Annotated in this window: 12 protein-coding genes; 8 read left to right on the forward strand and 4 right to left on the reverse strand. The window is 65.9% G+C overall.

Features of this window, described 5'->3' with window-relative positions; all coding sequences use genetic code 11:
- Nucleotides 1-31 precede the first annotated feature (31 nt).
- From BXE_RS05480 to BXE_RS05515, 8 genes are all read left to right on the forward strand, one after another.
- The gene (locus tag BXE_RS05480; protein ID WP_011487391.1) at nt 32-1,840 is read left to right on the forward strand and encodes a hypothetical protein; all 1,809 of its coding nucleotides are present in this window, start codon (nt 32-34) and stop codon (nt 1,838-1,840) included.
- Between the two features lie 48 nt (nt 1,841-1,888).
- Nucleotides 1,889-3,712: a tetratricopeptide repeat protein gene (locus BXE_RS05485; protein ID WP_011487392.1), complete on the forward strand. Its 1,824-nt coding sequence runs from the start codon at nt 1,889-1,891 to the stop codon at nt 3,710-3,712.
- A 183-nt stretch (nt 3,713-3,895) separates the two neighbouring features.
- Nucleotides 3,896-4,579: a chorismate--pyruvate lyase family protein gene (locus BXE_RS05490; protein WP_011487393.1), complete on the forward strand. Its 684-nt coding sequence runs from the start codon at nt 3,896-3,898 to the stop codon at nt 4,577-4,579.
- Nucleotides 4,579-5,052, forward strand: coding sequence for a DNA-deoxyinosine glycosylase (locus BXE_RS05495; RefSeq protein ID WP_011487394.1), 474 nt, complete (start codon nt 4,579-4,581; stop codon nt 5,050-5,052). Before BXE_RS05490 ends, BXE_RS05495 begins: the two co-directional genes overlap by 1 nt.
- Complete coding sequence (locus BXE_RS05500; protein WP_011487395.1) at nt 5,049-5,981, forward strand: spermidine synthase; 933 nt, start codon at nt 5,049-5,051, stop codon at nt 5,979-5,981. Before BXE_RS05495 ends, BXE_RS05500 begins: the two co-directional genes overlap by 4 nt.
- 412 nt (nt 5,982-6,393) lie before the next feature.
- Nucleotides 6,394-6,633 (forward strand): DUF3311 domain-containing protein, encoded by a 240-nt coding sequence (locus BXE_RS05505; RefSeq protein WP_007175718.1) that lies wholly within the window; start codon nt 6,394-6,396, stop codon nt 6,631-6,633.
- Nucleotides 6,633-8,183: a monocarboxylate uptake permease MctP gene (gene mctP, locus BXE_RS05510; RefSeq protein WP_011487396.1), complete on the forward strand. Its 1,551-nt coding sequence runs from the start codon at nt 6,633-6,635 to the stop codon at nt 8,181-8,183. The genes BXE_RS05505 and mctP overlap by 1 nt, the downstream gene beginning before the upstream one ends.
- Nucleotides 8,184-8,332: 149 nt before the next feature.
- Nucleotides 8,333-9,457 (forward strand): FUSC family protein, encoded by a 1,125-nt coding sequence (locus BXE_RS05515; RefSeq protein ID WP_011487397.1) that lies wholly within the window; start codon nt 8,333-8,335, stop codon nt 9,455-9,457.
- A 176-nt stretch (nt 9,458-9,633) separates the two neighbouring features.
- Here the strand turns inward: BXE_RS05515 and BXE_RS05520 are convergent, their stop codons facing one another.
- The 4 genes from BXE_RS05520 to BXE_RS05535 form a co-directional block, all read right to left on the reverse strand.
- A complete protein-coding gene (locus BXE_RS05520; protein WP_011487398.1) occupies nt 9,634-10,050 on the reverse strand; it encodes a VOC family protein in 417 nt (138 codons plus the stop codon).
- Nucleotides 10,051-10,312: 262 nt separating this feature from the next.
- Nucleotides 10,313-11,266, reverse strand: coding sequence for a transaldolase (tal, locus tag BXE_RS05525; protein ID WP_011487399.1), 954 nt, complete (start codon nt 11,264-11,266; stop codon nt 10,313-10,315).
- Nucleotides 11,267-11,560: 294 nt separating this feature from the next.
- Complete coding sequence (locus BXE_RS05530) at nt 11,561-12,781, reverse strand: benzoate/H(+) symporter BenE family transporter (protein ID WP_011487400.1); 1,221 nt, start codon at nt 12,779-12,781, stop codon at nt 11,561-11,563.
- 48 nt (nt 12,782-12,829) lie between these two features.
- The gene (locus BXE_RS05535) at nt 12,830-14,005 is read right to left on the reverse strand and encodes a vWA domain-containing protein (RefSeq protein WP_011487401.1); all 1,176 of its coding nucleotides are present in this window, start codon (nt 14,003-14,005) and stop codon (nt 12,830-12,832) included.
- Between the last annotated feature and the right edge of the window lie 32 nt (nt 14,006-14,037).

Consider the following 14,037-nt stretch of genomic DNA (forward strand, 5'->3'; position numbering starts at 1 on the left):
TTCGCGCGTGACCACCACGCTCCCGATTCCAATGTCCGATTCCGCTCTCGCCATTCCTCCTGATTCCGTTCATCTCCTGTGGTCGATCCTGCGCGAGCAGGGTTTCGACGCCGCCGCGCACCGCGCGGTCGAGCTTGCCGAGGCAGGTGTGACGCCGCAGTTGCACGCCGACCTGTGCGCGAGCGCCGGGCGTTTCGAGGAGGCCTATCACAGCGCGTCGCAGGCGCACGCTTGCGCGAACGGAGCGCGTCATGCGCGGGTGGCGCTCTTCGCCGACGCGCTCGGACACGCCGATGCCGCGCAGCGCAACAGCGAACTGGCGGTGGCCGTCCAGCCGCCGGAGTCGACGATCGGCTGGGTGATCTGGCTGATCGACGGCTGCGGTGCGCAGTCGGCCGCCGCACATATGCTGCGCGCCTATGAGCGCCTGGCGCCGTGGGACGCGCGCGCGCCGTGGTGTTTGTCGATCGCCTTGGCGGCGCTCACCGGAATGGACGCGCGAGCCGAGCGTCGCGCGGCACTGCTGCGGGCGTATGCGCTCGACGCCGCGATCGACCCGGCTTTGCCGCTGCAACTCGCATTGGCGTTCCGCGAGATTCGCGACTGGCCGACGGTGGAGCGCATCTGCCGCGAGAGCCTTGCCCGCAATCCCGCCGACGCGGAAATGGCGTGGCAGCTCAGTCACGCGCAATGGCAATGCGGCGACGCGGCTGCGGCGGAAGCCACCATGCGCGCCGTGGATGCCGCCGCGCCCGGCAATGCCGACGTGCTGGCGGCCATCGGCATGTATCTCGGCGAGCAGTCGCGCTATGAGGACAGCGAAACGGCGCTGGCGGCAGCGCTCGCGATCGATCCGTCAGGCATACAGGCCGCGGTCGATCTCGCCGACCTCGGACTCAGGCGCGGCGACTGGTCGAGCGCATGGCCGCGTTTCGAGGCGCGTCTTGCGCGCGAAGACCGCGAGCAGAACAACGTCGTCAGCCTGATGACACGCTTGTGCCCGCGCTGGCATGGCGAAGCGCTCGGCGGCAGGACGCTGGTGGTGCACAGCGAGCAGGGCAGCGGCGACGACATCCAGATGGTCCGCTTCGTTCCGCAACTGGCTGCGCGCGTGCGCGACGAGGGCGGCCGCCTGGTGCTCGCGGTGCGTCGCGCGTTGCAACCGCTGTTTGCGCGGTTCTACGCGGATTGCGTGTCGATCGAAGATGGCCCGCTCGGCTCGCCCGACTACGGCTTGCCGATCATGAGCCTGCCGCTCGTGCTGGGCCTTCAGCCGGAGCAGGTTCGCGGCACGCCGTACCTGCGGGCCGATGCGACGAAGGCGGCGGCGTGGCGCGAACGGGTCGACGCAGGCGCGCCCGCGGCGAAGTGGCAAATCGGCCTCGTGTGGTCGGGCAGCCCGACGCACCGGCGCGACGCCAAACGCTCGATACCGCTCGCCGCACTGGCGCCGCTGCTGACGCTGCCGGACGCCGTATTCCATCCGCTCACGCCCGGCCGCCACGCCGACGTGACGGCGCTCGCCGCGCAGGGTTATCGCGTGTGCGATCTGAGCGGCGGCTACGAACACGGTTTCGACGACGTGGCGGCCCATCTCGCCGCACTGGACGCGCTGGTGACGATCGACAGCGCGCCGTTGCATCTCGGTGGCGCGCTGGGGCATCGCGTGCTGGCGATGCTCGACCACGTTTCGCACTGGTCCTGGGGCACCGGAGAGACGCAGCCCTGGTATGACTCCGTCGACCTGTTCCGGCAGCCGCAGCCCGCGCAGTGGGCGCCGGTCGTCGAGCGGGTGGCCGAGCGTCTCACGGCGCTGCTGGCGTCGGCCCGTACCGCCTGAGCGGCACGGGCCATTGCAGATCGAGCAACCCACGCAACTGATTGATTGATGTTGATGCACGAAACAGATTCACCACTATGCGCCTCGTTGTCCAACGACGTCGCCACGATCACCGCGCACGCCGACGCCTGCTTCGCAGCAGGACACCATCATGAAGCGATTGCCGCTTACGGGCGAGTCCTCGCGGAACAACCGCACAACGTACACGCGCTCCACCGTCTCGGCCTCGCGTCATTTCGCGTCGATCGGCCCGAACGGTCGCGCGAGTATCTGGACCGGGCCCTGAACATTGCGCCGGGGCGCGCGGATATCTGGGAGCATCGCGGCCTGATTGCCGCGCTGGGCGGCGAGTTGATCGCGGCCGAAGCGTTCTACCATCGCGCCATGAGCCTGGGTGGCGGCACCGCGAGCCTGCATCGCAATCTGGGCGACTGTCTGAAGCTGTCGACGCGCCTCGCCGAGGCATGCGGGCACTACCTCGAAGCGCTCGAACGCGAGCCGGCGTTGCATCATGCCGTGCGCGCGCTTGCGCGAATCAGTACGGAGCTCGATCGCCGCGAGGACGCAGCGGACTACTGGCTACGCGCGTGGGCGCTCGACTCGACGCATCTGCCGGACGCGCTCGAACTGATCGTGGCGCTGTCCGCGGCGCAGCGCGATGCGCAGCTCGACGACCTGCTCGCCGCGCTGCGCAGCCGTTTCGCCGCGGACGCGTTCGCGCTGCAACAGGTGGCTTATGCGCTGAACGGCGTGGAGCGTTTCAGGGACGCAGTGAGTGTTGCCGTCGAAGGCCTCGGCGTCGATCCGCACAACGGCTGGCTGCATCACAACGCGTCGTTTGCGTTCAACATGCTGGGCGAGTTCAGCGCCATGCATGCCCATGCCGTCGAAGCCGCGCGGCTGATGCCCGATCATCCGCTGATGCAATTCAATCTGGCGGCCGCACAACTGCGCGCGGGCGATTTCCGAAACGGCTGGAGACAATACCGGTGGCATGACGCGCTGCCGGAAAATCGCGATCTGGCTTGCCCCGCTTATCCGGAGTGGCGGGGGGAGCCGGTGGCGGGGCGCCGCTTTCTGCTCGTCGGCGAACAGGGGCTTGGCGATCAGTTGCAGTTCCTCGGCATGGCCGACTGGCTGCATCGGCATGGCGCGCGGGTCGACGTCTGGGTCGAGGTTCCACTCGGCGACGTGGCGCATCTCGCGGCCGGTGTGCATGCCGCGTGGACCACCGAGCCGCCCGGCCCATACGACTACTGGTGCCGGATGCTCAGAATGCCCGAGCCCATGAAGCTGGATCTGCCGATGTTGCCGCTCGCCACGTCTTATCTGCGCGCGGCGCCGGCCCAGGTGCAGCGCTGGCGCAGCCGCCTCGACGCAATCGGCCCGCTGGCGGCGCGCGGTCCGTTCAGAAAACGAGTCGGCATTGTCTGGGCCGGCAATCCGGCGTACGGGCTCGATCGCTACCGGTCTATTCCGTTGCCGCAATGGCTGCCGGTTCTGGAGCAGACCGGCGTGAGATGGTTTTCGCTGCAAAAGGGCGAAGCGCAGAACGAGGCGGTGGCGTGGCGCGCGGATATCGGCCTGCACGGGCTCGGGCCGGAGATCGGCACGTTCGCCGATACGCTGGCGATCGTGCAGTCGCTCGATCTGGTCATTACGGTGGATACCGCGGTTGCCCATCTGGCCGGCGCGTGCGGCACGCCGGTCTGGGTGCTGGTGCCCACGTTTACCGACTGGCGCTGGATGACGGAGCGTGACGACAGTCCGTGGTATCCGTCGGCGCGTCTGTTCAGGCAGCGCGAACTGGGGCGGTGGGATGCGGTGCTCGAAGAGGTCGCACACGCGTTGCGCGAGTTTGTTGCCGGCTGAGAACGAGGCGCGCTCGGGCGCGAGTTGAGCGGCGCAGAAGCGGAACCAACCGGGAGCGGCAATCCAGTCGAGTTGCGTCGCGCCCCGCGGCGTGGTGGACGGATTCTGTGCACGAATTCCGCCGAAGCAGAGCGCGTGCGTGGTGCGAATGGTCCGACGCCCGCGCCGTTATAATCCGACACCATGTCTATCCGTTTCGTTGCCGCCGACGCCCACTGGCGCGTCGCGCCCTTGCCCGGCCTGAGCGCCGCGCAGAAAGACTGGCTGACCCGTGGTGGTTCACTGACCGCGCATCTGCGCGCGCTCGGCGCGGTCGCGGTTCGCGTGACGCGCGAAGGCGTCGCGCTGCCGTGGCCCGACGAGCATGCCGCGCTCGGCCTCGCGCCGCGTGCGCCGGTCTGGGTGCGCGAAGTCGTCCTCGCGGTCGAAGGCGTGCCGTTCGTCGCGGCGCATAGCGTCGCGCCGCTCGCCGCGAGTGCCGGCGTGTGGCAGGCCATGCGGCGCTTGCGCACGCGGCCGCTGGCTGAACTGCTGTATAGCGACAGCAGCGTGGCGCGTTCGTCGCTGGTGAGCCGCAGGCTGACCGCTCGGCATCCGCTCTATCGCCTCGCGGCGTGCGCGATCGAGAGCCTGCCGCCGCATGCGCTGGTCGCGCGCCGCTCGGTGTTCGAGCGCCACGGCGCGCCCTTGATGGTGACCGAATGCATGTTGCCGGCGCTATGGGCGCATCTGGCCACGGTGTCCGGGGCTGGCGGATCAGGCGACTGGTCCGCGCATCCGCGCGTGCGCGAACACGGCCGTCCGCTCGAACACACCGCCTCGCGCGCGCATCCCGCCACGCGTGCGTCCGACGAGCAGCGCCGCTGATGCTGCGCGGCTTTCCTCCCGTCGTCGCGGCGGATACGCATACGCTGATTCTCGGCAGCTTTCCCGGCGAGGCGTCGCTGGCCGCGACGCAGTATTACGCGCATCCGCGCAACCAGTTCTGGCGGCTACTCGGCACCGTGCTCGACGAACCGCTCGCCGACCTCGGCTACGAAGAGCGTCTGCGGCGCGTGCTGGCGCACGGCATCGGCGTGTGGGACGTGCTCGCCGCCTGCACGCGCGAAGGCAGTCTCGATGCGGCGATCCGCAATGCCAGCCCCAACGATTTCGCTTCATTGCGCGAGCATGCGCCGAAGCTCGCGAAAGTCTGCTTCAACGGCAAGACGGCGGGCCGCTTCGCGCCGGTGATCGGCGCAGCGGGCTACGTCACCCTGGTATTGCCTTCGTCGAGTCCGGCGAATGCTATGCTCTCCTTCGACCAAAAATTGCGTCTCTGGCGCGACATCCTTACATGACGAAATTGATCAGGCGCGCTTCGGCTGAAGCGCGTGCCTTCCGCAACCGTGACGCTGACGCCGCCGGCGGAAAACAGAAAACGCAGAAAGAGCACCACGCCATGCGCAACAGGAAGCGCGCTTCGCTCGACGACGATCTGCGCGACGCGCCGCAAATCGAAGCGCCGCGCAAGCCCCGTTTCGCACCGGTGACGTTCTCGGAAGAGGGCGGCGTGCGCTTTCTGCATTTCGGCACGGAGTGGGTGCAAGGCGCGATGCGTCTGCGCAAGCCGGATCACATCGAACTCGAATACGCGCAGCAGATGATGGCCTGGCTGCTGTTCATCGAAACGCCGAAGCGCATCGTCCAGCTCGGTCTGGGCGCCGCGGTGCTGACCAGGTTCGCGTACCGCTTCCTGAAGCGCGCGAAGGTCGAGGCGGTGGAAGTGAACCCGGCGGTCGTGGTGGCCGCGCGCACGATGTTCGAACTGCCGCAAGACGACGCGCGCCTGACCGTGCACGAAGCCGATGCATGGGACTTCGTCAACGACCGCGCCAATCACGGCACGATCGGCGCGCTGCAGATCGACGTCTATGACGCGACCGCGCGTGGCCCGGTGCTCGACAGCGTGGGCTTCTATCGCGCGGTGCGCGCGTGCCTGACCGACGCGGGCGTGGTGACGGTGAACCTGTTCGGCGATCATCCGAGCTTCGTGCGCAACATGAAGCGCCTGAATGAAGCCTTCGACGGCCGCGTGGTCGCGCTGCCGGAAGTGCACGACGGCAACCGCATCGCGATCGCGTTTTCGGGGCCGCCGCTGAACGTGCCGTTCACGGCGCTGCAAGCGCGCGCGAAGCTGATCGAAACCGAACTCGGTCTGCCCGCGCGCAAGTGGATCAAGGGATTGCAGGAATCGACCGGACAGACCGGCGCCTCGTTCTCGATCTGACTCCGGCGCCGGAAGTGGTTGGGCTCGCGTACGCCGGGTCGGCCCAAGGCAGCGCAGAGGCTCGATAGCCCGGCCTCGGCGCCCCCCGCCGTTGCGCCCACGCGACGCCTGCCCGCAACGCTATCCATCGCGCATTGAACAGCCGGTCCGCGTCCATGCGACGCGGGCCGGCCTGTCAGACCCAGGCCGCGCGGCCTCTCACGCGTTCCGCCTCGTTGCGTCGAACACGCGTGCCCCGACACCATCGGGCCGACCCCGAAAGCACGCTCGTGCTCGGGTCCTCCCTGCTTGACCGCGCGTTCGCGGCTCCTATACTCTTTCGAAGCTTTCGGGGCGCCCGTGGCCATCCGCTGTGGGTCCACCACCCGTCAAACACGGGCCAACATTTCAATAATAGGGAAGAGGAGACGTCATGGCTCACGACGCCGACGCGAACAAGGCCAGCAAGCACTGGCTCTGGTTGCTGCTGTTGCCCTGGATCGCGATGATCTGGGTGCCGTCATATAACAAGGTCGAACCGGTGCTGTTCGACTTTCCGTTCTTCTACTGGTATCAGCTCCTGTGGGTGCTGATCAGCGCGGTCATCACGGCGCTCGTGTACTTCAAGACCAAGACGCGCTCCAATGGCCGTCCGCAAGGGGGCGCACGATAATGAACGCCACAGCAACCTTCGTCTTCGTTCTGTTTTTCGTCGGCGTCACGATTCTCGGCTTTATCGCGGCCCACTGGCGGCGCGGCGATCTCGCGCATCTGGAAGAGTGGGGCCTCGGTGGCCGGCGCTTCGGCACCATCGTCACCTGGTTCCTGCTGGGCGGCGACCTGTACACCGCGTACACCTTCATTGCCGTGCCGGCGCTGGTATTCGGTGCGGGCGCAACCGGTTTCTTCGCGCTGCCGTACACCATCCTGATCTATCCGTTTGCGTTCGTCGTGTTCCCGAAACTGTGGAGCATCGCCAAACGTCAGGGCTACGTGACATCGGCGGACTTCGTGTCGGCGCGCTATGGCAGCCGTATGCTCGCTCTGGCGATCGCCGTGACCGGCATCGTCGCGACCATGCCGTATATCGCGCTGCAACTGGTCGGGATCGAAGTGGTGATCGGCGCGCTCGGTTTCGACACCAAGGGCTTTGTCGGCGATCTGCCGCTGATCATCGCATTCGCGATCCTCGCGGCGTACACGTACACCTCGGGTCTGCGCGCGCCGGCCATGATCGCGGTGGTCAAGGACATCCTCATCTACATCACGATTTTCGCCGCGATCATTGTGATTCCGCCGCAACTGGGCGGCTTCGGCCACATCTTCAGCGTGGTGCCGCCGGCCAAGCTGCTGCTGAAGGCGCCGGACGTGTCGAGCCTGAACGGCTACAGCGCGTACGCGACACTCGCGGTGGGCTCGGCGCTCGCACTGTTCCTGTATCCGCACTCGATCACGGCGGTGCTGTCGTCGAAGTCGGGCAACACCATTCGCCGCAACATGGCGATGCTGCCGGCTTACTCGCTGGTGCTCGGCCTGCTCGCGCTGCTCGGCTTCATGGCTTTGGCCTCGGGCGTGAAGGACATGCCGGAGTTCGCGCCGTACTTCAAGGCGTTCGGCCCGAACTTCGCGGTGCCGGCGCTGTTCCTGCATTACTTCCCGTCGTGGTTCGTCGGCGTGGCGTTCGCGGCGATCGGCATTGGCGCGCTGGTGCCGGCGGCGATCATGTCGATCGCGGCCGCGAACCTGTACACGCGCAACATCCACAAGGAGTTCGTCAACCGCAACATGACGCACGAGCAGGAGACCAATGTCGCGAAGCTGGTCTCGCTGATCGTCAAGGTCGGCGCGGTGGCGTTCATTCTCGGCCTGCCGCTTACGTACGCGATCCAGTTGCAGCTGCTCGGCGGTATCTGGATCATCCAGACGCTGCCGGCCATCGTGCTGGGTTTGTACACGCGCGTGCTCGACTATCGCGGCCTGCTGGCCGGCTGGGCGGTCGGCATCGCAACCGGCACGTGGATGGCGATTTCGCTGAAGCTGGCCGGCTCGATCTTCACGATCCATCTGTTCGGCATGGCGATTCCGGGTTATGCGGCGGTATGGTCGCTGATCGTGAATCTGGTGGTGGCGGTGGTGGTGAGCCTGCTGGTGCGCGCGGCCGGCATGCAGCGCGCGGAAGACCGCACCCGCCCGGAAGACTATCTGGACGTGGTGGAAGGCTAGACACACCCGCCTTGCCTCGTCCCGCCTCAACGGGTTCGAGAGCCTGAAAACCGCAGCGCCCGCAGACGAAAGTTTGCGGGCGTTTGTCTTGATAGCGCACTCCAGGGCAGGATAGCGGAACCGTCCTTTACAGCGTCGAGCGCGCCCTTATGGCTTCTGCCGATTCCCACACGTTGATTCCACGCCGTTCGGCGCTCAGCCGGATGGTTCGCGCGATCACTTCGCCTTACTACCGCTATCGCCACGCCAAGGTGCTGCACAGTCTGCGCGTCGGGCTGGCCATGCTGGTTTCGATTCTGGCGACCACCGGTATCGATATTCCGCACGGCATCTGGTCGTCGGTCACTTTGCTGGTGGTGATCGGCGGCTTGCAGCATCACGGCAACATCCGCAAGAAGGCGGCCGAACGGGCGGCGGGCACGCTGCTTGGGGCATCGATCGGGCTTGCGCTGATCCTCCTGCAAAACCTGACCGGCTCGCTGCCGCTCACCTATGTGCTGATGTCGATCGTCGCGGCCATCTGCGCGTGGTTTGCAATCGGCTCGTCGGGTTATATCGGGCTGTTGACGGCCATCACCATGTGTATCGTCGCGGGCCACGGCGACAACCTGATCGATGTCGGCCTGTGGCGCACGCTGAACGTGCTGATCGGCATTGTGATCGCGTTGGCGTTTTCGTTCGCGCTGCCGTTGCATGCCACCTATTCGTGGCGCTATGGCATCGCGGCCAATCTGCGCGAATGCGCGCGCATCTACACACGCCTGCTGGAAGGCGAGACGATCAGCGAGGAAGAGCAGGTCAAGCGCTTTCTTGCCATCAACAAGCGGCTCGTGCAATTGCGTTCGTTGATGCCTTCGGTGGCGAAGGAAATCGATGTGCCGCAGGCGAAGCTCGAAGAGATTCAGCGGCTGCACCGTTCGGTGCTCAGTTCGCTGGAGTTGCTGGCCACCGGTCCGCTGATGCACGCCGACGCGGCGGCGCGCGCCGCGTATGCCGGGCAATGCGGCGCGGAGGTGAGCACCGTGCGTGCGATTCTGCTGGCGATGGCGCGCGCCCTGCGTTTTGGCCGGGCGACGCACTTCAGCATTCCGGCCGCGTCGCCGCTCGCGCAGAGACACGCCGACGCGGCGCTCAAGCTGCCGGCTGAATTTCAGGGGCCGTATTGGCTCGGGCAGCGGCTCGCCGAACAGGTTGACCGGTTGCGCGAGCTGTTGCTGGAGACCGAGCCGAACTGGAACATCGAACGGCATTCGCGGGTTTTGGCGAAGGTTTAGGCTGACCGGCGCTGGCGAGGTGGCTGGACCAGGCGCGATAGTGGGAGCCGGACCGGGCGCGATTGGCCAACTTCGCCCAGACCGCACCGATTGCGATGAACTGCACCAGTCGCACCAACTGATCAACCACGACAAGCCTCGGCCCTCGCGGCGCGAGAGCTCCCGCCGCCGCGCGCTCAACCTTCCGGCAGCGTCACCATCCACATGAGGCCGAAGCGGTCCACCACCATGCCGAAGCCCTTGCTCCAGAAGGTCGGTTGAAACGGCATCATCACCTGGCCGCCGTCGGCGAGGGCATTGAAGTACTTTTCGGCGGAGGCCGTGTCGTCGGCTGTCAGCGACAGGCTGAAACCGCTCATCGGGCCGACGGCGGGATCGCAATGGCCGTCGGAGGCCATCCAGCCGGTCGAGCCCATCTGCACGCTGGCGTGCATGATCTTTTCTTCGAGGCCGGGGCGCGGCTGGTTCTGCGGATCGGGCGGCGCCTCCTTGTAGCGCATCTTGAACGTGACCTGGGCGCCGAGCTTCGCGCAGTAGTAATCGAGCGCTTCTTCGCAACGCCCGTTGAAAAATACGTAAGGTTGGACCTGCATGATCGTCTCCCGGAATAAAGGTCAGCGGCGCCGGTATCTCCCGGAAAGGCTGGCGGGAGAGCGCTCGTGCGAACGATTGTAGGCGCCTGTCGGGAGGCAATTGTGACTATGTGTCATGGAGGCGGCCGGCGGTTCTCGCCACCAGCCGCGGCGCTCCACACCCTCCGGAACACCACGCGTAAACGGCGCGCGGCCCTGAACCGCGAGATCCAGGGCCGCGAGTTTCGAGCGCGGGCGTTGAGCGCCGCGCCGCGAGGAGGGCTTAGCGCAGCGCGTCGATCAGCTTTTCCAGCTTGATTGCGTCGGCGGCGAAGGCGCGGATACCTTCGGCGAGTTTTTCGGTGGCCATCGCTTCGTCGTTGACGAGGAAACGGAACGACGACTCGTCGACCGGCACACGTTCGATGTCCGATTCTTTGGCGATATCCGGCGACAGCTTGCGCTCCACCTTCTCGGTGCTCTCATGCAGCTTTTGCAGCAGATCCGGGCTGATGGTCAGCAGATCGCAGCCGGCCAGTTCCAGAATCTGGCCCGGCGTGCGGAAGCTCGCGCCCATCACCTCGGTCTTGTAGCCGAACTTCTTGTAGTACGCGTAGATGCGGCGCACGGATTTGACGCCCGGATCGTTGGCGCCGCCGTCTTTCGCTTCGTCCCACGCGCTGCCGGCGTTCTTTTTGTACCAGTCGTAAATCCGGCCGACGAACGGCGAGATCAACTGCGCACCCGCTTCGGCGCAGGCGGCGGCCTGGGCGAGCGAGAACAGCAGCGTCATGTTGCAGTGAATGCCTTCCTTTTGCAGCACTTCCGCCGCGCGAATGCCTTCCCACGTGGAAGCGAGTTTGATTAGCACGCGCTCCCGGCCGATGCCGTGCTCTTTGTACAGCGCGATCAGTTCGCGGCCCTTGGCGATCGAGCCTTCCGTGTCGAACGACAGGCGCGCATCGACTTCGGTCGAGACACGGCCCGGAATGATCTTGAGAATTTCGGTGCCGAATGCGATCAGCAACTGGTCGATGATCGCGCCGACCGGTTTCGACGCGTGCGCCTTGACGGTCTTTTCCAGCAACGGCTTGTAGTCGTCTTTCTGCACCGCTTTCAGGATCAGCGACGGATTGGTGGTGGCGTCTTGCGGCTTGTACTGGGCCAGTTGCTGGAAGTCGCCGGTATCGGCCACGACAGTGGTGTATTGCTTGAGTTGATCGAGTGCGGTTGTCATGTTCGGGCCTTCAGGGCGCGCGTGCGCCGTGGTTCGGGAGAAATGAGATTGCCGCCGGCCTGCAGGACAAACCAGGCCCGGCGGCCGCGGGTCACGCTGCAGCACTGCCCGGCATGTTGCCGGGAAACGCTGCCGGATGCTTCTATTCTATGGCGATCGCCTGATGCAGTGTTGACACTTGCCTATGGCGATCCGTTCGCACGGATTTCGAACGGCAATTTTTCCGCCGACGATATGCGGGCATCGGCAGACATTGCCGGACCTTGCAGCGCCACAGCGCAGCGCCGCAGTCCGTCAGGCGCGCCGCGCGGTCAGGACCAGTTGCGTCAGCACGCCCGCCACCAGTCCCCAGAATGCCGAGCCGATGGACAGCAGCGTCAGCCCCGAAGCGGTCACCATGAACGTGACCAGCGCCGCCTCGCGCTGTTTCACGTCCTGCATGGCGTTGGTGAGCCCGCCCATGATCGAGCCGAACAGCGCCAGCGCCGCGACGGACACCACCAGCGCCTTGGGCAAGGCCGCGAACAGCGCGGCGATGGTCGCACCGAAAATGCCGGCGATCAGATAGAAGATGCCGCACCAGACCGCGGCGGTGTAACGCTTGTCGCGGTTTTCGTGCGCTTCGGGGCCGGTGCAGATCGCTGCGGTGATTGCCGCAAGATTGATGCCGTGCGAGCCGAACGGCGCGAGCAGCAGCGAAGCGATGCCGGTGGTCGAGATCAGCGGCGCGGACGGCGTGGTGTAGCCGTCCGCGCGCAGCACGGCCATACCCGGCACGTTCTGCGACGCCATTGCGACGACAAAGAGCGGAATCCCGATGCTGACGCTGGCCGCCACCGAAAACGCCGGCATCGTGAATACCGGATGCGCCAGCGCGACGTGAAAGTGGCTGAAGTCGAGCAGCCCGAGCGCGCCGGCGGCGGCCGTGCCGACGATCAGCGTCGTCACGATCGCGTAGCGCGGCGCGAGCCGTTTGACGATCAGATAGGTGAAGAACATGGTCAGCACGAGCGCGGTCTGGAACTGCGCGGCGCGGAAAATCTCGATGCCGATCTCGAACAGGATGCCCGCCAGCAAGGCCGAGGCGATGCCGGCCGGAATCCTCCGCATCAGCGCGTCGAACCAGCCGGTCAGGCCGACCACGGTGAGCAGCAACGCGCAGACGATAAACGCGCCGATCGCCACCGCATACGGCACCTGCGGCAGCGAGGCCACCAGCAGCGCCGCGCCGGGCGTCGACCATGCGATCACGATCGGCGCGCGATACCGCAGCGAGAGGCCGATCGTGCACACGGCCATGCCGATCGAGAGCGCCCAGATCCACGACGAAATCTGCGCATCGGTCAGATGCGCGGCCTGGCCGGCCTGGAACATCAGCACGAGCGAACTCGTGTAGCCGGTCATCATCGCGACGAAACCGGCGACGACGGCGGACAGCGAAGTGTCGGCGAAGGGATTCAGGCGTCCGGGCGGCGTTGCGGCAGGGGACAATTCGGGCGATGACGACGGACTCATGCAGAAGCTTTCTTATGGTTGAAGGTAAAGCGTGAAAACGTGACGGGACTATTTGCTCAGCGTGCGCATGGCAGTTTCGAGGCCGGCGAGCGTGAGCGGATACATGCGGTGACCGAGCACTTCGCGGATCGCGCTGACCGACTGCCGGTACGCCCACAAGCCTTCCGGCTCGGGATTGAGCCACGCGTGATGCGGGAAATGATCGGCGAGGCGGCGCAGCCAGACCGCGCCGGCCTCGGCGTTGTTGTACTCCACCGAACCGCCCGGCTGCAACACCTCATACGGGCTCATGGTCGCGTCGCCGACGAAGATCAGCTTGTAGTCGGGCGTGAACTTGTGCAGCACGTCCCACGTCGGCATGCGCTCGGCGTGACGGCGACGGTTGTTCTTCCACAGGAAGTCGTACACGCAGTTGTGGAAGTAGTAGAACTCGAGATGCTTGAACTCGGCTTTCGCGGCGGAGAACAGTTCTTCGGTGCGCTTGATGTGGTCGTCCATCGAGCCGCCCACGTCGAGCAGCATCAGCACCTTCACCTTGTTGTGGCGCTCGGGCACCATCTTCAGGTCGAGCCAGCCTGCATTCGCGGCGGTGCTGCGGATGGTGTCGGGCAGATCGAGCTCTTCGGCGGCGCCTTCGCGGGCGAAGCGGCGCAAGCGGCGCAACGCGACCTTGATGTTGCGCGTGCCGATTTCCACCTGGTCGTCGTAATCGCGATAGGCGCGGGCTTCCCAGACCTTCACCGCCGTGCGGTTGCCGCCCGCGTCGCCGCCGATGCGCACACCTTCCGGGTTATAGCCGCCGTTGCCGAACGGCGACGTGCCGCCCGTGCCGATCCACTTGTTGCCGCCTTCGTGGCGCTCTTTCTGTTCGTCGAACAGTTCCTTCAGGCGCTCCATGAGCTTGTCGAGGCCGCCCATTGCTTCGATCTGCGCTTTTTCTTCCGGCGAGAGATCGCGTTGCAGCTTCTTCTTCAGCCAGTCGAGCGGGACGTCGAAAGCGAGCTCCGAGGCTTGCGCGACGCCGTTGAAATACGCGCCGAACGCCTGGTCGAACTTGTCGAAATATTGCTCGTCCTTGACCAGCGTCATGCGCGCGAGATAGTAAAACTCGTCGAGCGACGGCGCGATCACGTTGGCTTTGAGCGCCTCGAGCAGCGTCAGGTATTCCTTCACCGACACCGGCAGCTTGGCGGCGCGCAGCGAGTAGAAGAAGTCGATCAGCATGCTGGGTCCTGTGCGGCGGCGGGTGGTCGGTG

Source organism: Paraburkholderia xenovorans LB400 (assembly GCF_000013645.1).
In the GTDB taxonomy this organism is placed as follows: Bacteria; Pseudomonadota; Gammaproteobacteria; order Burkholderiales; family Burkholderiaceae; genus Paraburkholderia; species Paraburkholderia xenovorans.

What these genes read in the sequence shown, in the direction of transcription:
- BXE_RS05480 (WP_011487391.1), top strand. Translation starts at nt 32, where the DNA reads ATGTCCGATTCCGCTCTCGCCATTCCTCCTGATTCCGTTCATCTCCTG.
- BXE_RS05485 (WP_011487392.1), top strand. Translation starts at nt 1,889, where the DNA reads ATGTTGATGCACGAAACAGATTCACCACTATGCGCCTCGTTGTCCAAC.
- BXE_RS05535 (WP_011487401.1), bottom strand. Translation starts at nt 14,005, where the DNA reads ATGCTGATCGACTTCTTCTACTCGCTGCGCGCCGCCAAGCTGCCGGTG.
- BXE_RS05495 (WP_011487394.1), top strand. Translation starts at nt 4,579, where the DNA reads ATGCTGCGCGGCTTTCCTCCCGTCGTCGCGGCGGATACGCATACGCTG.
- BXE_RS05505 (WP_007175718.1), top strand. Translation starts at nt 6,394, where the DNA reads ATGGCTCACGACGCCGACGCGAACAAGGCCAGCAAGCACTGGCTCTGG.
- BXE_RS05500 (WP_011487395.1), top strand. Translation starts at nt 5,049, where the DNA reads ATGACGAAATTGATCAGGCGCGCTTCGGCTGAAGCGCGTGCCTTCCGC.
- tal (WP_011487399.1), bottom strand. Translation starts at nt 11,266, where the DNA reads ATGACAACCGCACTCGATCAACTCAAGCAATACACCACTGTCGTGGCC.
- mctP (WP_011487396.1), top strand. Translation starts at nt 6,633, where the DNA reads ATGAACGCCACAGCAACCTTCGTCTTCGTTCTGTTTTTCGTCGGCGTC.
- BXE_RS05530 (WP_011487400.1), bottom strand. Translation starts at nt 12,781, where the DNA reads ATGAGTCCGTCGTCATCGCCCGAATTGTCCCCTGCCGCAACGCCGCCC.
- BXE_RS05515 (WP_011487397.1), top strand. Translation starts at nt 8,333, where the DNA reads ATGGCTTCTGCCGATTCCCACACGTTGATTCCACGCCGTTCGGCGCTC.
- BXE_RS05520 (WP_011487398.1), bottom strand. Translation starts at nt 10,050, where the DNA reads ATGCAGGTCCAACCTTACGTATTTTTCAACGGGCGTTGCGAAGAAGCG.
- BXE_RS05490 (WP_011487393.1), top strand. Translation starts at nt 3,896, where the DNA reads ATGTCTATCCGTTTCGTTGCCGCCGACGCCCACTGGCGCGTCGCGCCC.